This is a genomic window from Kitasatospora azatica KCTC 9699 (assembly GCF_000744785.1).
In the GTDB taxonomy this organism is placed as follows: domain Bacteria; phylum Actinomycetota; class Actinomycetes; order Streptomycetales; family Streptomycetaceae; genus Kitasatospora; species Kitasatospora azatica.
This window is the reverse complement of sequence record NZ_JQMO01000002.1, coordinates 1918324-1937873: the sequence shown is the minus strand read 5'-3', so window position 1 is coordinate 1937873 and position 19550 is coordinate 1918324. Positions and strand designations below refer to the sequence as shown.

The window sequence follows — 19550 nt, the reverse complement described above, 5'->3', positions numbered from 1 at the left end:
CGCGGGTGCTGTGCGGCGCGGTGGTTCCGGCCGCTTCCGAAAGGCGCGACACAAGGCCGCACAGCAGGCGGGCGACGCGGGGTGCGGTGGGCGGGCGCATCGTCACGGCCGCCCGCGTCGGGCAGCCCGCCGGCGGGCCTGGGACCGGGCGCGGTCGAACAGGTGCGGCAGCGTGGTCGAAGCAGCTCCGGCCGCGAGGACCGCGCTGACCGCCGTGCACGCCGCGACCGTGCCGCGGTGCAGGTGAAAGGCGCGTGGCACCGCATGGATGGTCGCGGCACACAGCAGGAGGGCGCTGCCGAGGGAGCCGGCGAGCTGCTGGGGGCTGGGCGCGGCGCCCTGCGGCGGTCTCGGTTCCCTGTCGTCGGACTGGAGGCGTGCCTCATCGGCACGGCGCTCGGGAGTGCCGGGTGGGTGGTGGGTAGTGCAGGCGGTGTCTGCTGCGGGTTTCGGCATCCGGTTCACTCGGGTTTCGGTCCCCTCAAGAGCGCGGGCGAGAGGATGAGCCTACTTCATTGCACAGGGCAAAGGATTCGTGGAAAACTGGCCGTCCCAAGCGGGTATGTGACCCGGACGGCGGGGTGCGGTCTGTGGGAGAGGCCTCGGACTCCGAAGTCGATGCCGCCGTGCCCCTTCCCGGGCTTGCAGCTGTCCGATACCGGGCGGCAAGGGCGCGCAAGCCGTTGCGTGCCGCTGCCGCGGGCTCGTGTCGTTGCCCGCCTCGCCCTGCCGCCGAACCGCCTCGTGGCGGAGACAAGGATGCCCCGATGGGTTCCACATCGAACGGTACTGCCGGTGACCGCTCCTCGCGGGGCAAGAGCGCAGGCGCGGCTGCGGATCGCCGCGCCCGGATCGCCGAACTGCGTGCCCAGGAGCAGCGCCGGGAGCGCCGCAACCGAATCGTCGCGATCGCGGCTGCCATCGTCGTGGTCCTCGGTGCGGCCGGTGCCGGCACCTACGCGGTCGAGCGTGCCGCCGACCAGAAGAGGGCCAGGGCTGCTGCGGCGAGTGCCTCCATACCTGGGGTGAAGACCTTCGGGACCTTCACCCGCAACCATGTCACCACGCCCGTGCAGTACTCGCAGACCCCGCCGGTCGGCGGTGACCACAACCCGGTCTGGACGCCCTGCATGGGCAACGTCTACGACCAGCCGCTGCACAACGAGAACGCGGTGCACTCGTTGGAGCACGGCGCGGTGTGGGTCACCTACAACGGCAAGGCCACCGCCGCCGACATCAAGACCCTCTCGGACAAGGTCAAGGCCACCCCGTACTCGTTCATGAGCCCCTATCCCGACGAGCCGGGCACCATCACCCTGAGCGCCTGGAGCACCCAGCTCGTCCTCGACAGCGCCACCGACCCGCGCGTCAACGAGTTCTTCACCAAGTACGTCCAGGGACCCCAGACCCAGGAGCCCGGAGCATCCTGCAGCGCCGGGTCGATGCAGTGAGCGGCGGCGAGCAGATGACGGAGCAGCAGGTGACGGACGGTCAGCAGCCTGCGGCTGCGCCGGTCGGCACCGTCCGGACGGGCCGGCGGATGTGGTGGCCGGCCGCGCTGGCGGCGGCGGGCGCGCTCTGCCTCGGGGTGCCCGCACTCGCAGCCGGCACCTCCTCTGTGCATGCGGTCGCCGCTGCGGCCGACGGCTCCCCGGAGGCGGGCTTCGCCCGGGACATGGCCACTCATCACCAGCAGGCCATCGACCTGTCGTTCATCATCCGCGACCGGACCCGGAATCCCGAGGTCCGCGGTTTCGCCTTCGACATCATCAACACCCAGGCCAACCAGCGGGGCATGATGACGGGCTGGCTCGACCAGTGGGGGCTGACCCAGAACTCGTCGGCGAAGCCGATGGCCTGGATGCACATGGACGACTACCAGGCCCACGACGGCTCCCTGATGCCCGGCATGGCCACCAACGCCCAGATGGACCGCCTTCGCTCGCTGAGCGGAACGCCGGCCGAGGTGCTCTTCCTGCAGCTGATGATCGAGCACCACAAGGGCGGCGTCGAGATGGCCCAGGGCTACGTCGACCTGGCCGGGAACGCGGCCGAGAAGCGGCTCGCCCAGTCGATGGTCGACGCCCAGACCTCCGAGATCCAGCTGATGACCGGCATGCTCGCAGACCGCGGCGCCAAGCCGCTCTCCTGACGGCGGCCGCGTGAAGTGCTCGACACCACGGCCGGCCCGCCAGAGGAGCAGAAGCCCCTGGCAGGCCGACCGCCTCGGGCAGCCGCCGCCGCGGGCGGGCAGGCGCGGGCGGCGGACGTCCGACCCTGCGGGCGTCGTCGGGAACCGCAGTTCCCGGGGCAGTGGGCACCCGCAGAGATCTTTGCAGTATGCAATAAATCCGCTTCGGAGGCCAGTAGGGCGGGAGCCGGACGTACCCGTGTGGCGCACAGACGTGCGTGCGGGATGTAAAAAGGACTCATGCCGCACGACCGTTCCCAGCCGCCCGCCCTCGACTCCTCCCTGCCCGGGGTCGAGGAGGACCTTGTCACGGCGGTGCTCACCGCCTCCCGCGTCCTGGTGGCGATCTCCGCCAGATCGCTGGGCGAGGTGGCGGAAGCGCTCACCCTCCCTCAGTTCCGCATGCTGGTCGTGCTGCAGACCCGCGGCGCCATGAGCCTGTCCCGACTGGCCGAGCATCTGGCCGTCAACCCCTCCACCGCGATGCGGATGATCGAACGCCTGGTCACAGCCGGCATGGTGCTACGGGAGGCGAGCCCGCAGGACCGCCGCGAGATTCGGATCGAACTCACCGCCGAGGGCGCCCGCACGGTGGTCGACGCCACGGACCGGCGCCGCGCCGAGATCGCCCGGGTCGTCGCGCAGATGCCTGAGGACCAGCGCGCCGGCCTGGTGAGCGCCCTGCGCGCCTTCGCCGAAGCCGGCGGGGAGCCGGCCGCACCGCACAAGCACCTGGACCTGCTCGGCTGGTGAAGTCGACGAGCCGACCGGCCGGTAGCGGCCGGCCCGTGCGGGGAGGGCGCGCGATGCGGCTGCTCCCCGCGCCAGGCCGAGTGGTGGAGCCGCAGCCGGACCGACGAGGGCCGTCGCCGGACTGAGCACGTTTGCCGCCCTGCTGCTCTTCGGCGCACTGCTGACGCCCGCGCCGCTCGCGAACCGCTCGGTCGGCGGGTACGCGGCAGTGGTGCTGTCGATCACGCTGATTCGGCCCGCCGCGCTGCTGATCCCGCTGCTCAGTACCCGGCTCGCCTGCCACGAGAAGCCGGCGGCGGCCTGGGCCGGGCCGAAGAGCTTCGCCTCGGTGGTCTACGGGTGCCGGTACTGCCGGCCGCAATCCCGCAGGGGCCGAAGACCTACTGCTCATAGAGGCGTGCATCGCCTTCTCCATCGCCGCGCACAGCAGCTCGTACGTGCCGAAGACGCGCTTGTGGATCAACGGCTCACCGGGCCGCCGGCAGATCGCCTGAGACCTCAGGGCACCGGCGTAATCTGAGGGGGAGGGCCTGTGGACAGTCGGCGCGGTGCCCCTCCAGCTCGCGGTCCCGCGAGCGAGCGCCGGTCGCGGACGCCCGGCCTTCGGAGGAGGCCGTGATGGCTGACACAGTGAGTCGTGCCGAGGTCGAGGCGGACATCAAGGAGACGCTGGGCCTGGTCCCGCACTTCTTCCAACGCATCCCGACCGAGCTGCTGGGACCCGAGTGGGAGATCTTCAAGCGGATCGAGCTCGGGGAGACGCTGATCCCCAACAAGTACAAGGAACTGATCGGCGTCGGCCTGCACGCCGAGACGAAGTGCCACTACTGCAGCCTGTTCCACACCGAGGCCGCCAAGCTCTTCGGCGCCACGGACGAGGAGATCCAGGAGGCCGTGCACTACGCGAAGGCGAGCCTGGGCTGGAGCGCCTACATCAACGGCATGCAGGAGGACTACGACCAGTTCGCCGCCGAGCTGGGCCAGGTCGTCGACTACGTGAAGTCCAAGGGCTGACCGATGGAGCTGGAGAGGCTGCGCCCGACGGTGCTGCGCGCCACTTTCCACGTGTACGAGCTGTCCGCGCTGGTCGCGGCAGCTCGTTACGTCGTGGAGTCGGCCCCGGCCGATGTCCCCGCCGAATCACTCGACCAGCTCCGCCAGTTGCTGGGTGACTACGACCAGCAGCTGCGAGACCTGCCGACCGCACCCACCCAGCCGTCAGGCGGATCTGCCGGTACAGCACCAGAAGCCAGCTGATCGGCCGCACCGACCAACTTCACGGTCACGAGTGGCCGGCCTACCCCTCGCGGAGCACGAGGCGGCCGCGCGCCCTGGCGCACTGCGGCCATCAACTCCGGGGCACCGTCAGGCCATAACCTCGAGTTGGAAGTCCGGGAACACCTTCGCCAGCCGGACTGCCACTTCCCCGTAGTCGTCGGGGTTGCTCAGGCCGCCGAGGGCGAAGTACACGGGCTTGTCGACGGCGGTGAGCCTGCCGCGGTCCAGGTCGTAGGTCTTGAACGTCTTCAGGAACGCCCGGATGCCGGCCGGCCGCTTGGCCATCCACGGCGGCGAGGGACCGGGCGGCGGAGCCGACACCACCTCGGGCTTGACGCCCAAGCGCATGAACTCCGCCATGAACTCCCGCGGCGGCAGAGCTTCCAGTTCGTCGTACTGCGCCCAGAGCGCAGTGTGCTCCGGGCTCCAGTCCCAGCTTCCCGCCCACGCCGGCTCCAACAGCGCCAGGCCCGCGATTCCGGCCGATCCGTTCCGCGATCACGGTCACCGGCATCGTCGGGGTCTGCTTGAGCAGCTCGCGGACCGCAGGCTCCACCGCGTCGACCGCAGAGCCCTTCGCCGTCCGCCGGTAGACCGGCGGACGGTCCGAGGCTCGGGAACGCCCCCGCCGACGGCTGGAACCGCTTGAGCCGCGCCCCCGTACCTCACCGAGGGCAGGCCCAGTCGCAGCCACGTCCGCCCCGCTGGGAAACCAGGACGTGACAACGCCTGTTTGTGCGCAGGGCCTCGCCAGCTCCTACCGTCCCCGTACGATGGCGGAATGCGCCGGCTCTTCTGCCGTGCGAGTGCCGAGTGTCATCAACGCTCGTTTACATGGCGGGCCCGGTTTACGGAGAAGGAGCGTGAGGTGCGTGGCTGCGACAGCTGACCACCTCAAGGCGCTCCTCACCGCCCATGCCGAAGGCGACGAGGACCTCTTCTACAGCGTCGCCCTCCAGGTCGCCGCGAAGTCCGCCCGCCAGGGGCATGGCAAGCTCGCCGTCGAGATCCGCGAGCTCATCGACGCCGCCCGCGCCCAGAAGATCCCCCGCACCGGCCCCACTCCTGTCGTGCAGCCCAGGGGCGAGCTGGCCAGCCTGCTCACCGCCGGCTACTCCGACATCCGCCTGGACGACATGACCCTCGCCGAGGACCTACGTGCCTGCCTGGACAAGGTCCTCCACGAACAGCGTCAGCGCGCCCGCCTGGAACGCTTCGGCTTCACACCGGTCCACCGGATCCTGCTGTCCGGCCCGCCAGGCACCGGCAAGAGCATGACCGCGGCGGCCCTGGCCAAGGAACTCTCCCTGCCGCTGTTCACCATCCGCCTCGACGGGCTGATCAGCCGCTTCATGGGCGAGACCGCCTCCAAACTCCGCCTGGTCTTCGAAGCGGCCGCCGAGACCCGGGCCGTGTACCTCTTCGACGAGTTCGACGCCCTCGGCGCCGAGCGCACCGCCGGCAACGACGTCGGCGAAGCCCGCCGCATCCTCAACTCCTTCCTCCTCTTCCTCGACGAAGCCCCCTCCGAAAGCCTCGTCATCGCCGCCACCAACCACCGCCAGCTCCTCGACCGAGCCCTGTTCCGCCGCTTCGACCTCGTCGTGCACTACGCACCCCCCTCCGAGGAGCAGGCGATCGAGGTTTTGCAGCGAAGGCTCACCGGTATGAACACCGCAGCAGTACGGTGGTCCGACCTGACCGGCAAAGTTGACCAGCTCAGCCATGCCGAGCTGGTCAAGGCAGCGGAGTCGGCGGCCAAGCGCGCCATCCTCGGAGGGGACGACATGATCGACGAACGCCTACTCATCGACGCCCTGGACGAGCGGCACGCGCTGCGCCATGCCTGACCCGGCCCCACCGCGGTTCACCCCGCACCTGCTCGTCCCGTGGAGCGCCGCCACCCTGGTGCCGAAGAAGCAGATCGTCCGCGGTGGCGGGGACGCCCTGGTCGACAGGTCCGCCGACCGGCAAGGCCACGTCACGCGCCTGCTCGAAGGACTGCGCCAGGCCCAGCAGGCCGCTGTCGAGGACCGGCGGGACATCGCCGCCGAGAACCGGCCCAGCGGATTCGCCATCCGCGTCGAAGCAGCCGAAGGCCACGGCCTGAACCTGGGGGCCCTGGACAACTCCGGCCTCACCCTCCTGAGCGCCCACCCTGCGACACCCGGGCACCCGCAGGACGCGGTGGTCTGGATCCCGGACGGCCGCGCCCAGACCTTCGCCAACAAGATCAGCCAGTTCACCCAGGACACACCGGCCGGCCGTCCGAAGCAGGCCGCTGTCGTCGCCAACGTCGAGCGCATCCAGCGGGCGCTGCTGGAACACCTGTGGCAGGAGGAGACGCCGCTTCCGGAGATGCACACCCCCAGATGGTGGGAGCTGTGGTTCGACCCCGCCCTCGCTGAGGAGGACCAGGTCGCCGCCCTTCGCCGCACGGCGGCGGAGCACGGTTGGCAGGTAGCGCCGCGCTCGGTCACCATCGGCGACTACCACGTGGCCCAGGTCGAGGCGCCCGGCGACGAGCTGAGGCTGCTGGTGACCACCAACTGCCCGGCCGAGATCCGGCGGCCCAACTTCACCGAAGAGATCCACACGACCGAGCGTGCCCTGCAGGGGCCGCTCGTGGCCGATCTCGCAGCCCGGCTCGAGCAGGCGCCGCCCGGATCGCCCACGGTGTGCATCCTGGACACCGGCATCCGCCAGGAGCACATCCTGCTGAAGGACGCGCTCGCCGGGCGAGCACAGAGCGCCTTCCCCACGGAAGGCCCGGACGACCGCAACGGCCACGGCACCTGGATGGCCGGCCTCGCCCTCTACGGTGACCTCGACGCCGCACTGGCAACCAACGATGCCGTGCGCCTCACCCACGGGATCGAAGCCGTCAAGCTCCTGCCCGCGAAGACCCCCGACGCGCCCCGTACCTTCGGCGAGGTCACGGCCGACGCCGTAGCCGTCGCCGAGACCGGGGCCGTCGAGCAGCCCCGCGCCCGAGTGTTCTCGATGGCCGTCACCAAGCACTCCGTCCGCCCGGAGAACGGCACGGACGGAACAGCGACCCTGTGGTCCGCCACCGTCGACGCCCTCGCGGTAGGCACGTCCGTCACCGTCCGCGCCGACAGGATCGAACTGCACGGCGCCCCCGACCCCGCGGCCTCCCGGCTGATCGTCGTCTCCGTTGGCAACATCCGCGACCGCCTGCCGCACGAAATGCGAGCCGCCGACGGCAGCCCTACCCACCTCGACCTGTGCGACACCTCCCGCATCGAAGACCCCGCACAGGCCTGGAACATCCTCGCCGTTGGAGCCCACACCAACCTCACCGACGTCCCCGACACCCCGGACTTCAGGGGCTACCGCGCTCTCGCAGCAGCAGGCGAACTCTCGCCCTTCAGCCGCACCACCGTCACGATGAGCGAGACCACCCCCATCAAGCCCGACATCGTCCTCGAAGGCGGCAACCTCCTCGTCGACGACGCCAACACCCAGTGGCACGAACACGACATCGTCGGCCTCACCACCACCGGCATCCACATCGACCGGCCCCTTACCACGGCCAATGCCACCAGCGCGGCCACCGCCCAGGCCGCCCGCCTGGCAGCCATGGCCCACGCCGCCTACCCCGCGCTCGGCCCCGAAGCCATCCGCGCCCTGCTCGTCCACGAAGCCCGCTGGACCACGCCCATGCTCCAGGGCGTCTACACCAGGACCGGCAAGCCCAAAATGGGGTCAGGTGACTTCGCCAGAAAGGTACTGCGCCGCTACGGCTGGGGCGTACCGACGCAGGAGAGGGTCCTGTCGAGCGCCGCGAACGCCGTCACCCTCATGATCCAGGGCTCGCTCATCCCGTACCGCCGCTACCCCGGCGGCGTGCGCCTTGGCGAGCTCAAGCTCCACGAACTTCCCTGGCCCCGCGAGCAACTGGACGAGATGGGCGGCACCGACGTCGAGCTGCGGGTCACCCTGTCCTACTTCGTCGAACCCAACCCCGGCCGACGCGGCGTCAGAGGCCAGCACACCTACCCCTCCCACCGGCTCAGGTTCGCCATGAAGGGCTCCCTCGAATCCCAGGCCGCCTTCGAGCGCCGCATCGCGGAGACCGCCGAGGCGGAGGACGACGGAATCACCAAAGTCAAGAAGTTCGAGGCCGACGACGCCTGGGTCGTCGGTCCCACCAACCGCAAACGCGGCTCACTCCACTCCGACGTCTGGAGGGGCGACGCGACAGCACTGGCCGGCAGCGGCATGCTCGCCGTCTACCCCGCCGGCGGCTGGTGGAAGGACCACGACCGCTCCGACCGCGTCGGCCTTCCCGTCTCCTATGCACTACTGGTGTCCCTGGCGACACCAGAGGTCGAGACCGACCTCTACACGCCCACCGCCGTGAAACTCGACGTGCCGATCCCGGCCAGCCTCGCCGCCCGAGTCGAGACATCCCAAGGAGTGCCGGTCCAACTGCCGATCAACTGGTAGGTGACACCGGGCAGGCAGCGGCCAATCGAGCATCACGACAAGGGGGGCGGGAGCAGGTATGGACGGGCAGGACAGCGAGTTGGCGTACTACGGCGATCCTCCGCGCTTCGACATCCGGATGGTTCCGCTGCTCGGAATGGAGCGACCGAGCAGGTCAGTGATCGTCGCGGACAGCAAGGCCCTGCGCGAGGCCGTCGATGTGATCGGCCAACAATTCCGGCGGGAGACGAACAACGACGTCGCCCCGTTCAGCACTGAACGCAGCGACGTAGAGGGCGTGCTGTTCGTCTCCCGGCGTTTCCACGCCACGTTCCCGATCGCCGCGGGCGCTGCCGGCTTCGCGATGGAGGACGGCGTGTGGTGGATGGACTGGATCTGGATCCACCCCTACGAGCGGGGGAGAGGGCTCATGGACGTCGTCTGGATCGACCTGGAGCACCGCTACGGGCAGTTCCACATCGACGGCCCCTACTCCAGGGCGATGTCGGCCTTCCTCCGGCGCCGCAACGTCTCCACCGAGCGCCTCAACCGGCCGCTGAAGTAGAAGACGGAGCAGCCCGGCCAAGGTGACCAGTTCAGCCGCCGACATGTTGGCGCCCGGCAAGTGTGGTGGTGAGTTCGACCGTGGCCAGGTACCACCAGAAGATCCAGTCGAGGAACGCCGGGTCGTAGTCCTCCTGCTGGGAGGCGTCGCGGTGACGGATCTCGAACTTATTGGCGACCATGAACAATGCGCCGTCGTCGGGCTTGCCGAGTTCCGTGCGGATCAGGTCGCGCCGCTCCTCGAGGATGCCCGCCAGGGCGATGATCGCTGAGCGCTTCTCCTCGATGGCTGCGCCGCGGCCGCGGTAGAGGGCGATGGCGTGCGCGGTGCGCTGCTTGATGTCGGGGTCGGTCACGGCCAGGGCACGGTGGACGAGGTCGGCGCGGGCGTCGTCCGTCACGGCCACCAGGCGCCCCTGGTCCTCTCCCTCATCGGCGAGCCGGTAGTGGATTCCGGCACCGTCGAGCAGCCGGTTCACCCGCCACCGGTACAGCACCCGGGCGGGGCCGGCGTGGAACTCCCGGTGGTGCCAGCCACACTGGTTCCAGTCATGGAAGTAGCGGTCGCGCGGACGCGACACCAGGTCGTGGAAGACCTCCACGAGGCCGAAGAACGTGTCCTCGTCCCACTGTTGCGGCTTGAGAGGCCACAGCTGTGCGATGCCCAGGCGTAGCTCCAAGACCTCGGCTGCGTCCGGCAGCTTCTCGTCGACGTCGACGCACTCCTCGCCGAAGTGCTCGGCGAGGTAGCCGTTGCCGTGCATCTCCATGACCAGCCGGGCGAATCCGAGGCGCACCGAGTCCGGGTGCGCCGACGTCTTGGGGGTGACCTGCCCCTGGCGGTGCGGCCAGTAGGGGCGGGGCTCCGTGAAGTGCCGGATCTCCTTCGCCTGGTCGGCCAACTCCCGAAACCACGTCCGCTGCGTCAGCACCGGAGCCTGCACCCACGCAGGAGGGGCGGGCTGCCCCCAAGGGTCGTCGGCCTTGGAGGCCGTGGCGGGCAGGTTCTCGAAGTCCGAGCAGGCACTGGATCCCTGGAACGCCTCGGTGAGCAGCCATTCGGCCCTGGAGGTCCAGTCCCGCCGGCCGGATGCCGCGATGTGGTTGGCCTCGGCGATGAAGAGATCGGCAGGCCAGAGCAACTCGTAGTTGCTGAGATCTATCACAGGGGTCCTTCCATGCCTGCTGGCCAAGGGAGTTGGCCAGCAGGGCGACCGGTCGGGATGAGGTGCCGGCCACCGTAAAGGGAGGATACCTGCGACTCCGGACAGACCATCCGAATTTCGGCAGACAGTCGACCTTGCCCAAGTCGCTCTGCCAGCAGGGCTCTACGCGGCGAAGCGAGCGGACGCGTCGATGGCAGCCGGGGCGTCCTCACGCTCGGCGTCGGCTTGGTCGAGTGCTTTGGCGAGGGCGTTGACGGCTTGGTCGGCGGAGTCTTTGAAGAGGTGGCCGTAGAGGTTGATGGTGGTGGCGAGGGTGGCGTGGCGCAGGGTCTTGGAGACGATGGCCAGGGGGATGCCCATGGCGATCATGATGCTGGCGGCGGTGTGTCGCAGGTCGTGAAGGCCGATCTTGGGGAGGTCGACCTCGGCGGTGCGCTTGCGGAGCTGGTCGAGGACCCACTGGGGTCGCAGGGGTGATCCGTCGCCGTGGGAGAAGACGAGTCCTTCGAGACGCCCGTTGGGGTGGGCTGCCATCTGGATGGCGGCTTGGCGGTGGAGGGTGGTCATGACTCTGGGGGAGAGGCTGATCCAGGCGCGGCTGGCGGGGGTTTTGGGTTGGCCGAGGTGGAGTTTGCCGTTGTTGACCGCGGCCAGGGTCCAGCGGACGAAGAGCTTGCGGTCCATGAGGTGGACGTCGGACCAGTGCAGGGCGAGGATTTCGCCGCGGCGCATGCCGGTGCCGAGCATGACCTCGAAGAGATCGGTCAGCTGGTCGGCGTAGTTCTGGGTGCTGTGGCGCAGGAAGGTCGCGGCCTGCTCGGGCGTCCAGCAGGTGCGTTCCTCTGCGCGGGGCTTGGGCGGGACGGAGTGTTTGGCGGGGTTGTAGCGCAGGCGCCAGGAGCGGACGGCGGCGTTCAGCGCGTTGCGCAGGGTGGAGACGGCCCGGTAGACGGTGACGGTGCCTCGTTTCGCTGCGAGTTGGGCGGTGATCCAGTCGTCGATGTGCTTGGCGCGCAGGTCGAGGAGCCTGCGGTGGCCGAAGGCGGGGATGAGGTCCCGTTCGACGCAGGCCTTGTAGCCGGCGTAGGTGTTCGGGGCGAGGGTCGGCTGCTTGATGGTGAGCCATTCGCGTAGGTAGCCGGCGACGGTGGTGCGGCGGTTCTCGTAGACGCCGCGCAGCTCGCCGCCCAGGGCGGCGGCCATCTCGCGGGCGGCCTCGGTGCGGCTGGCGAAGCCGCCCCTTCGGCGGGTTCGGCGCCGGCCGTCCTCGGGGGCGAGGTCGACGGCGTAGGTCCATGTGCCGTGCTTCGCGTCCTCCAGCAGTCGCATGCACCAGGGGCCGAGCTGCTTCTTGTTCTCGTCCTGGCACCCACACCGGCGGTAGACCCGGCCTCGTGTCGTGCGCTGCGCCATGGGTGGTTCCTCCTTGGACTGGGTGATTCCGAGGCCCAGGTTCGCCGGGAGGCTCGGCGTGTCGGCAGAGCGTGCGGGGCGGTGCGCGAGGCACGTCAGAACCAGCCGGACAGGACACGCTCAAGACGACACACCGCCCGGAAGATCACAATGCGTAGCCGATGGGTAGGCGCTCTTGATCTGCCCGAGGCGACCCACTCGGTCAGTGGCACTGCTCGGTGGACCGCTGCGTGTTGCCGACGGGGTGTCTGCTGACGAGCTGCCAGATTTCTGTTGCTCGCAGTGACTGGAGCGGGTTGAGCGCTCTGGGACCACTTTGGGACCACACGCGGTGAGCTCCAGTGAGCGCCCATGGGCGAAAACGGGCATCTATGCACGAACTGAACGCTGACCGGATGTCATCTGCAATCGCGCCCTGCTGTCAAAGGCTGCCTGTCGTTCTCGTCAACTTCCCTTGCTTCCAATCCAGTTGCGCAGCGAAAAAGCCGAGGCTTCGAGGCCTCGGCTGTGGACACTACTTGAACCCCTCTGGGGGTCAAGGGGTCGCAGGTTCAAATCCTGTCGTCCCGACTTGCTTTTACGCAGGTCGTAGGCCGTTTCCGCCGTTGGCGGGAGCGGCCTTTCTGGTGTTCTGTCAGCTGGTGGTCGCATGGTGGTCGCACCGCTCACAGCGGGACGGGTGCGTGGCCTGCGTGTTCGCGCCGGCTGCGGCGCCGGCGGTCGGTGAGGTGGTCGCGGAATTGTTCGATCAGATTCCGTGGCCGGTCTGCGCGTTGGGCGGCGTGGAGGGCCAGTTCCGCGGAGTCGAGGAGGCGGCCGATGGCGTCGACGGCTTCGCGGGCGGCTTGGCGGGTGAGGTGGCTGTAGATGTTCGCGGTGGTCGACAGGGTGCGGTGGCGTAGCGTCTTGGAGACGATCACGAACGGGACGCCGCCGTCGAGGGCGAGGGTGGTGGCCAGGTGGCGCAGGTCGTGGACGCCGATGCGGGGGACGCCGGCCTTGTCGCAGAGTTTGTGGAAGCGCCTGAGGACGTGGGTCGGGTCGAGGGGGCGGCCGTGGTGTTGGAAGACGTAGCCGTGGGCGGGGACGGCGAGGCCGAGGAAGTGCTGGTCGGCCTGGTCTTCGAGGGCTCGGCGGGCGCGCTTGTTGATGGCGATCCAGGTCAGGCTGCTGGGGGTCTTGGGGGCGGTCAGGACGGCGTAGCGGTTGTCGACCGTGGAGAGGGTGTAGCGGACGAACAGGACACTGTCGTCGAGGTGGACGTCGTCCCAGTGCAGGCCGAGGGCTTCGCCTTTGCGCATGCCGGTGTTGATGATGAGTTCGACGAGGCGGGCGAGCAGCGGGTCGTGCTCGTGGGTGTAGTCGAGGAAGCGGACGGCTTCGTCGGGGGTCCAGATTCGGCGTTCGGGTGTGGGCGGGCGGGGGACGATGGCGGGTTTGGCGGGGTTGTGCCCGAGGCGGTGGCGCAGGACGGCGGCGCCGAGGGCGCTGGAGAGGGTGGCGAGGATGCGGTGGACGGTGACGCGGCCTCGGCCTGCCTTGAGTTGGGCGCGGGCGTAGTGGTCGATGTGCCCGTAGGCGAGGTCGTCGAGGGGGATGTGGCCGAGGGTGGGGATGAGGTCTTGGTGGACGTAGGCGCGGTAGCGGGCGAGGGTGGTGGGCTTGAGTCGCAGTTCCTGGGCGGCGAGCCAGGCGGTCAGGTAGTCGCCGAGGGTCTGGCGGGGGTCGGGGGTGTATCCGTAGGCCTGGCCGTCGAGGAAGCGGTGCAGGTCGGTGCGGGCGGCGTCCTCGTTGGGGTAGCCGCCGCGGCGTACCGTGTGGCGGCGGCCGTCGGGCCAGGGGACGTCCACGGCGTAGGTCCAGGTGCCGTGGCCGGGGTCGGTGGCGAGGTGGGGGCAGTGGGCGCCGAGCTGGCGGCGTAGGTCGTCGCGGCAGCCGCAGCGCCGGTAGACGCGTCCGCGGTCGCGGGTTGTGGATCGCATGGTGGTCACCTCGGCGGCTCGTGAGCAGGCGTTCCTCTCAGGGTTCGCTTGGGCCACCCTTGGCGCCAGCGCAAGGGATCGTCGCAGGTCACAGGGCTGGTTGAGGCGGTGGTGAGCGCATGGTGGTCGCGGTCGAGTCGCTGGTTCGGCCGCGGGTGAGCGAGTGAAGCGGGTCGCAGTGGCACGGCTGCGGTCGGGGAACGGGATCCGACCCCACCTTTAGTCACTGTCCGTGATCAGCGGCGGGGTCGGATTTCGCCGGCGGACTGCTGCGGGTGCGGGAGGTCAGAGCAGTCGTTCGCGGTGGGTGGCGGCGGTTTCGCGGACGAGTTGGGCGAAGTGCTGGCGGCTGCGGTCCTGGTGCAGTTCGGCCTGTTCGTCGTCCCACTCTCCTTCCTCGTCGTCGGAGTCGTTCTCTTCGTCAAGGTCGTTGTACTCGCTGTGCAAGAGCCAGCAGGCGTGGATGCCGGCGAGGAGGTCTTCCAGGAGGTCGCGGGCGGGACGGCGGGGGTCGAGCGGGGTCAGGCGCAGGGCGACGTCCGCGAGGCCGGGTGCGTCCTCACCGGTGTACTCGGCGAGGGTCTCCTCCAGGTCGTCGAGCTGCTCGCGCAGGGCGGCGGGGTCGGGCAGCAGGCCGTCGGTGACGTGCATGGCGTGGCGTACCAGGCCGGTGACGGCCTCGCGCGGGGTGGCTCCGTCGTCGATGAGGCCGAGGACGAGGGTGGGGGTCTCGTGCGGGAGGGCCTGGATGTTGTCGGCTTCCAGGACGACCTGGGTGGGGTGGGTTCCGGAGGCTTCGGCGGCGACTTCGGCCGCGGCGGCGAGCCAGTGGGCCGCGGCGACGGCCGCGGCGGTGGGGTCGATCGCCAAGAAGAGTTCGGCGGGGCCGAACGGGTCCTGCTCGAGGAGGTGGTCGGCGGCGGCGACCTGGACGGGGGATGCGTCCTCGCGGCTGAGCAGTACGGCCTGCTGGGCGCGGCCGGCCAGGTCGCCCAGCTCGGCTCTCTCGACCGCGGCCAGCTCGACCGCTGCTTCGGCGAGCATGGCCTTGGTCAGTTCGGGGTCGGCGATATCGTGCAGGGCGCGCCCGACACGGTGCGCGGATTCGAGCAGCGGGCTGTAGGAGACGGTCATCGTGCCGCCGCGGGGCAGGTTCGGCTCGCTGATCGCGCTGGCAACTTCGCCGAAGACGGCGCGTTCCTGGTCGCGCTGCCAGCCCTCGCTGTTGGGCTCCAGCGAGGGTGCGGCGCTGGCTGGGTGGGTGTAGGTATGCCAGGCAGCCTCGGAGACCTGGGTCAGCGCACGAGCCAGACCCAACAGCACACCAACCGCGCAATCGGCGGGAAGAGCGGCGACTCGGGTCGCGAGGTCGCCCTCGCCCGTTCCCCAGGAGCCGATCAGCACGTGCCGGTCGGGGTCGATGCTGTAGCGGGTCATGAACTGGGACCTCCGGATCCACCCGGCTGCACTGCCGGACACTCGCTCATTCTGATGCACCGCCGCTTTTCCCTGCAGCCAGCCTCGTTGCCGGTGCCCCCGAACACGTGGGCGTCCGCAGCGTTTTGCCGGCGTGACGCTGGCGCGGACATGACTCCGGAGCGACCTTCGGGGAGGTGGGCCCTGACCCGGGCTGTCCAGCCCAGCCATGGGCACCCGACGTCAGGGCTCCATCGGATGCCGACCCTCATGGACGTCATGCCTCGCTATTGCCCGCAGCCAAGGAGCGGTCCGGCACGGAGGGTTAGCCTGGAAAGCACGAAAGTGATGGGAGCACTGCCATGGCTGTCGTTTTGTCTTTCAGTTGGGCGGGTGCCACGCCCGCGCAGTACGACGCGGTCCGTGACCTGGTCCGCTGGGAGGAGCAGACGCCGGACGGCGCTGTCCTCCACGTTGCCTGGTTCGACGCGGACGGCCTGCGGGTCACCGACGTGTGGAAAGCGGAGGACGACTTCAACCGCTTCATGCAGGAGAGGCTGGCGCCCGCGATCGAGAAGGTCGGCATCGAAGGGAAGCCGGAGTTCGGCTTCACCGCCATGCACCGCCGGTTTGTCGCCCCGGGAGTCACGGGAGCCGCCTCCTGACGCCACCCCGCTCAGGCGAGAGTCTTCGACCCGCCGGAGCAGCTGCTCAGATGTCCCGGCGGACAGCGCTGACGTTTGTGCCGAGCACCTGGGTCGGGTCGGAGCTGAGGTCTGGATCCGCCCGCAGAGTCGTCATCGCAGCGTTTCCCGGCGTCGAGTTGTTGGACGTGGCCGGCCCCGCCGAGATGTCGGTCGCCGGCTTGTCGGTGGGGTTCTTGGGTCGCTTGTTCGGCCGGTAGCTGGGGCCGTTCAGGATGACTTGGTGGCTGGTGTTGATCAGCCGATCCAGGAGCGACTCGGCGACGACGGGGTTGGGGAAGAGCGGATACCAGTCGCTGGGCGGCGGTGACCTGGGCGAAGGTGTGGACCACGTGCCGGGGAAGGTGGAGCTGGTCAACCTGGATGCCGGAGCAGTGGGCCGGGGAACCTTCGAGCCGGGATGGAAGTGGTCGACGCACGTCAAGCCCATCGCGGGGACAGCGAGCTGCCAAGCCTCGCACATGGGCTATGTGATCTCCGGCCGGATGAACATCGTCATGGACGATGGCGAGTCAGCGGAATTCGGCCCCGGCGACTTCATGATCTGTCAGCCGGGACACGACGCCTGGGTCGTGGGCGACGAGGCGTGCGTCGTCATCGACTGGCAGGGCTTCGCCGACTACGCCAAGAGGTGACGCGTCAGCCCTGATCCGCCGGCGTTGTGCTCGCAGCAGTCGGCATTGGTGTTCACCGCACCGCCAGGGGCACCGCCGGTCTCGTGCCGGGACACCCCTGGTCGACCTCGCGATCTGCTCGTAGCTACGGCTGGCGTGCTTGGAGGCCGAGGCATCGAACTTCGAGCCGTCGACGGCGAGCCCCGCCACCTCGACCAGGCCAGCCTCGGCGCAGAGGTCGAGCACCTGGCCGCAGAGGTCAGTGAGGGACTCCTGGTGGCGGACCCGGAAGCGGGCGATCGTCGCGTGGTCGGGGGCCTGGTTTGCGCAGATCACCCGGAAGACGACGTTCTCGCCGCAGCGGCGCTCGATCCTGCGCGAGCTTCGCTCGCCGACGCGGTAGGAGTAGCGGGAGGGTGAGCAATCGTCTTCGGCTCGTGGGCGGCCCGGCCGTGCCCGTCGGAGCGACAGGCGCCGTAGAAGGGCTCGAGGTGGAGCTGCTCGATCGCCTTGATCATGGACCGGGCGAGGTGGTCCTCGGGCAGCCAGTCACTCAGGTCAGGGGACTGCAGGGCCGCAGCAGTGGTTGGTCTCGATCGCATGTGAGGAAGTTCTGTGGCATGCCCCGATGGTCCAAAACGGCCCGGACGGCAGGGGTTTGCGCGATAGTCCCCTTGAGAATCAGGTACCAGAGTTGTCGACGAACCCCATGATATCGAGGTATTCGATTTTGGGTGGGACGCCATAAATCCCCGCCACCTTGTCGACGAGCTCCTCCGTGAAGAAGGCGCGGGCTTTGTCCTCGTCATCCCACACGTAGAAGTTCCTTGCCTGAACGCCGTCTTCGTCGAGCATGAAGCTCTTGAAGCGAAGGCCAGCCATGCCTTCGAACGGTCCTCGGAGTTCGCCGGCAATCTTTGCGAGAGTTGAACGATCGAACTTGTCGCTCTGCGTGAAAGTCACGAGTACGCCGATCATCGGGGCTCCTATCGATTGGGTGAGCAACGGTCGATCGAGTGATGCTAGAGGCGGATACTAGTACGCGCGGCCGGAAATTCTGGTTGTTAGGCCGCGAGTCGGACGTGCGGCTTGCGGTCGGCGATGCGGACCAGGAGCGCGTCGGGCTTTGCGCGCGTGAATGCCCATCGAACGGGTGGGCGATTTGGCGCATAATTCCGACCAATACTTGCGGCCGCGCTACTGGGCACGTATTGAGTCGTGATCATCTGTGGGATTTGTCCTCGCTCCGAGGTCTGATCCGGTAGATCATCTTGCGTGACGCGTCCGCCGCCTGGCTCATCACCGCCCAACGTCACGGTGTCCCCGGCTGACAGCCACCGCCGAGGGGCTCCGCCACGGCTCGGCCACCCAGGGGTCCTCCTGCGGCCACCACACCAGTACCACCAGGGAGCGAGCAATGACCTTCTTCGCCGTCATCCGTGAAGCCAGACCCATGAACAATCTCGCCGACCAGGGCCTTGTCCTGATCGCCGACCCGCTCGCTGGCAGCGAGCACGATCGGATCCGTGTGCTCCTGGTCGCCGACGCTGACAGTGAGGCCGACATCCACCGCCGCTTCGCCGACGATCCATGGGAACAGACCTACCGGCTGGTGACCACGAGTGTCGAGCCGTGGACCGTTCTCGTTGGCAAAGATGGCCTGCGTGGGCAGACCGTCGCTCACGCCCTGACGGCGTTGCCGATCGCGTTCGTCGAGGCCGGCGAGCGACCCGCTGGAGTCGACTGCGGCGACGGCTGCCAGGGACCTACGGGTGTGCCCGCACCGTGCTGGGCTCTCAGCGCTGCGCGACGTAGTACACGTTGAGGATGTCGCCCTCGACCCGCTGGGTGTCGATCCGGCTGAAGCCGGCCTCGCCGAGCATCTGCAGGGCGGTCTGCTCGCCCCACACGGTGCCCAGGCCCTCGCCGCCCTCGCTGAGCGAGACGCTCATGCAGTAGAACGTCGAGAACGTGTAGAGCGCGGGCCCGAGCGGGTGCTCGAGGTTTTCCTCCAGTCGGCTGGAGGCGGAGATGTCGCCCATCAGGAAGACGCCGTCGTCCTTGAGTGCGCCGGCGACGGCCGCGAGGGTGCGGGTGGGCCGGGCCAGGTCGTGGATGACGTCGAAGGCGGTGATCAGGTCGTAGGAGCCGGTCAGGTCGGCGCAGTCGCCGACCTGGAAGTCGGTGTTGGCCAGGCCGAGTTCGGCGGCTTCGGCGCGTGCGGCGGCGATGCCGTCCTCGGACATGTCGAGCCCGTGGAAGCGGCTGGCGGGGAATGCCTTGGCCAGCACGTTGACCGCGTGGCCTTGGCCGGTGCCGATGTCCAGCGCGTCGATGCCCGCCCGCAGCCGCTCGGTGAGGCCGGGCGCCAGCGGAACGATGCCGTCCACCAGGGCCAGGTCGTAGACCTCGCCGGACTCCTCCGCCTGCAGGGCCTGGAAGCGCGGGTACGCGGAGTACGGCACACCGGCCCCGGTGCGGAAGGCATCGAGTACCCGCTGCTCGACCTCGCCGCACATGCCGACGTCCTGGGCGATGCGTGCCAGGTTGTCCGGTCCGGCCGCCCTGGTGAGTGCCGCGGCGTGCTCGGGCGGCAGCTGGTAGGTGGCCTGTTCGGGTTGGTAGTCGACGAAGCCGCCGACCACCATCGCGCCCAGCCACTCCCGGACGTAGCGCTCGTCCAGCCCGGCGGCCCGGGCGATCTCGGCGCTGGTGGCCGGCGCCATGGCGGACATCGTGTCGAACAACCCGCTTTCGTGGCCCAGGCCCGTCATCAGGCACAGGCAGGCGTCGTTCAGCACCTGGATCATGCGGCCGCCGAACTCCTCCTGCTTCACCGCGTCCAGCTCTGCGACAGACATCGCTCCTCCTCTCGCCATCGGGCCGCGGCGAAGGAGACGAGCTTTGCGGCCGGCCGCACTTGGGGCGGCGGCTCGATGGGACGGCGACGGAATCTCTCTTCCTCCGCCACGCTACCCGCCCAGACGCGAGTCGTCGCTGCAGCTCCGGCCGACTGG

At 69.2% G+C, this 19550-nt stretch carries 19 protein-coding genes and 2 pseudogenes; 11 read left to right on the top strand and 10 right to left on the bottom strand.

Features of this window, described 5'->3' with window-relative positions; genetic code table 11:
- Positions 1-102 precede the first annotated feature (102 nt).
- Positions 103-261, bottom strand: a complete 159-nt coding sequence (locus tag BR98_RS39105; RefSeq protein WP_157537529.1) for a hypothetical protein — start codon at positions 259-261, stop codon at positions 103-105.
- Between the two features lie 506 nt (positions 262-767).
- Between BR98_RS39105 and BR98_RS09040 the strand changes: the two genes are divergently transcribed.
- The 5 genes from BR98_RS09040 to BR98_RS09020 all read left to right on the top strand — a co-directional run bounded on the left by BR98_RS09040 (position 768) and on the right by BR98_RS09020 (position 4201).
- The gene (locus BR98_RS09040) at positions 768-1451 is read left to right on the top strand and encodes a DUF3105 domain-containing protein (protein WP_035841591.1); all 684 of its coding nucleotides are present in this window, start codon (positions 768-770) and stop codon (positions 1449-1451) included.
- A gap of 14 nt (positions 1452-1465) precedes the next feature.
- The gene (locus tag BR98_RS09035) at positions 1466-2152 is read left to right on the top strand and encodes a DUF305 domain-containing protein (RefSeq protein WP_232247298.1); all 687 of its coding nucleotides are present in this window, start codon (positions 1466-1468) and stop codon (positions 2150-2152) included.
- A gap of 279 nt (positions 2153-2431) precedes the next feature.
- The gene (locus BR98_RS09030) at positions 2432-2944 is read left to right on the top strand and encodes a MarR family winged helix-turn-helix transcriptional regulator (protein WP_035841589.1); all 513 of its coding nucleotides are present in this window, start codon (positions 2432-2434) and stop codon (positions 2942-2944) included.
- Positions 2945-3562: 618 nt separating this feature from the next.
- Positions 3563-3958, top strand: coding sequence for a carboxymuconolactone decarboxylase family protein (locus BR98_RS09025; RefSeq protein ID WP_051969483.1), 396 nt, complete (start codon positions 3563-3565; stop codon positions 3956-3958).
- Between the two features lie 3 nt (positions 3959-3961).
- Positions 3962-4201: a hypothetical protein gene (locus tag BR98_RS09020; RefSeq protein WP_035841587.1), complete on the top strand. Its 240-nt coding sequence runs from the start codon at positions 3962-3964 to the stop codon at positions 4199-4201.
- Positions 4202-4309: 108 nt separating this feature from the next.
- Here BR98_RS09020 and BR98_RS39100 read toward each other — a convergent pair whose 3' ends face one another.
- The gene (locus tag BR98_RS39100; RefSeq protein ID WP_051969482.1) at positions 4310-4681 is read right to left on the bottom strand and encodes a hypothetical protein; all 372 of its coding nucleotides are present in this window, start codon (positions 4679-4681) and stop codon (positions 4310-4312) included.
- 10 nt (positions 4682-4691) lie between these two features.
- A pseudogene (locus BR98_RS41030) lies at positions 4692-4865 on the bottom strand (IS21 family transposase); the annotation flags it as partial.
- A gap of 229 nt (positions 4866-5094) precedes the next feature.
- Between BR98_RS41030 and BR98_RS09010 the strand changes: the two are divergent.
- The 3 genes from BR98_RS09010 to BR98_RS09000 are packed head-to-tail and all read left to right on the top strand — an operon-like array spanning position 5095 to position 9239.
- Positions 5095-6072: an AAA family ATPase gene (locus tag BR98_RS09010; protein ID WP_035841583.1), complete on the top strand. Its 978-nt coding sequence runs from the start codon at positions 5095-5097 to the stop codon at positions 6070-6072.
- A complete protein-coding gene (locus tag BR98_RS09005) occupies positions 6065-8695 on the top strand; it encodes a S8 family peptidase (protein WP_051969481.1) in 2631 nt (876 codons plus the stop codon). The genes BR98_RS09010 and BR98_RS09005 overlap by 8 nt, the downstream gene beginning before the upstream one ends.
- Before the next feature lie 58 nt (positions 8696-8753).
- Positions 8754-9239, top strand: a complete 486-nt coding sequence (locus tag BR98_RS09000) for a hypothetical protein (protein ID WP_035841581.1) — start codon at positions 8754-8756, stop codon at positions 9237-9239.
- Positions 9240-9270: 31 nt separating this feature from the next.
- Here the strand turns inward: BR98_RS09000 and BR98_RS08995 are convergent, their stop codons facing one another.
- The 4 genes from BR98_RS08995 to BR98_RS08980 all read right to left on the bottom strand — a co-directional run bounded on the left by BR98_RS08995 (position 9271) and on the right by BR98_RS08980 (position 15236).
- Positions 9271-10404: a hypothetical protein gene (locus BR98_RS08995; RefSeq protein ID WP_232247297.1), complete on the bottom strand. Its 1134-nt coding sequence runs from the start codon at positions 10402-10404 to the stop codon at positions 9271-9273.
- 162 nt (positions 10405-10566) lie between these two features.
- Complete coding sequence (locus BR98_RS08990) at positions 10567-11817, bottom strand: tyrosine-type recombinase/integrase (RefSeq protein ID WP_051969480.1); 1251 nt, start codon at positions 11815-11817, stop codon at positions 10567-10569.
- A gap of 665 nt (positions 11818-12482) precedes the next feature.
- Entirely contained in the window at positions 12483-13799 is a 1317-nt protein-coding gene (locus tag BR98_RS08985) for a tyrosine-type recombinase/integrase (protein WP_157537527.1), read from the bottom strand.
- Between the two features lie 285 nt (positions 13800-14084).
- The gene (locus BR98_RS08980) at positions 14085-15236 is read right to left on the bottom strand and encodes a hypothetical protein (protein WP_035841580.1); all 1152 of its coding nucleotides are present in this window, start codon (positions 15234-15236) and stop codon (positions 14085-14087) included.
- Positions 15237-15577: 341 nt separating this feature from the next.
- On the opposite strand from BR98_RS08980, the gene BR98_RS08975 reads away from it, so the two are divergent.
- Positions 15578-15880 carry a hypothetical protein gene (locus BR98_RS08975; protein ID WP_035841578.1) on the top strand — a complete coding sequence of 101 codons (303 nt, stop codon included), beginning with the start codon at positions 15578-15580 and terminating at the stop codon, positions 15878-15880.
- Positions 15881-16134: 254 nt separating this feature from the next.
- Positions 16135-16554 (top strand): cupin domain-containing protein, encoded by a 420-nt coding sequence (locus BR98_RS41025; protein WP_157537525.1) that lies wholly within the window; start codon positions 16135-16137, stop codon positions 16552-16554.
- A 240-nt stretch (positions 16555-16794) separates the two neighbouring features.
- On the opposite strand, the pseudogene BR98_RS42495 reads toward BR98_RS41025, so the two are convergent.
- A pseudogene (locus BR98_RS42495) lies at positions 16795-17004 on the bottom strand (transposase); the annotation flags it as partial.
- A gap of 210 nt (positions 17005-17214) precedes the next feature.
- Entirely contained in the window at positions 17215-17511 is a 297-nt protein-coding gene (locus tag BR98_RS08955) for a hypothetical protein (RefSeq protein WP_035841573.1), read from the bottom strand.
- A 439-nt stretch (positions 17512-17950) separates the two neighbouring features.
- Here BR98_RS08955 and BR98_RS36165 point away from each other — a divergent pair, with 439 nt between their 5' ends.
- Positions 17951-18358 carry a YciI family protein gene (locus tag BR98_RS36165; protein WP_051969478.1) on the top strand — a complete coding sequence of 136 codons (408 nt, stop codon included), beginning with the start codon at positions 17951-17953 and terminating at the stop codon, positions 18356-18358.
- Here BR98_RS36165 and BR98_RS08945 read toward each other — a convergent pair.
- On the bottom strand, positions 18330-19394 hold the full coding sequence (locus tag BR98_RS08945; RefSeq protein ID WP_035841570.1) for a class I SAM-dependent methyltransferase: 1065 nt from the start codon (positions 19392-19394) through the stop codon (positions 18330-18332). The two genes, BR98_RS36165 and BR98_RS08945, sit on opposite strands and share 29 nt — an antisense overlap.
- Positions 19395-19550 lie beyond the last annotated feature (156 nt).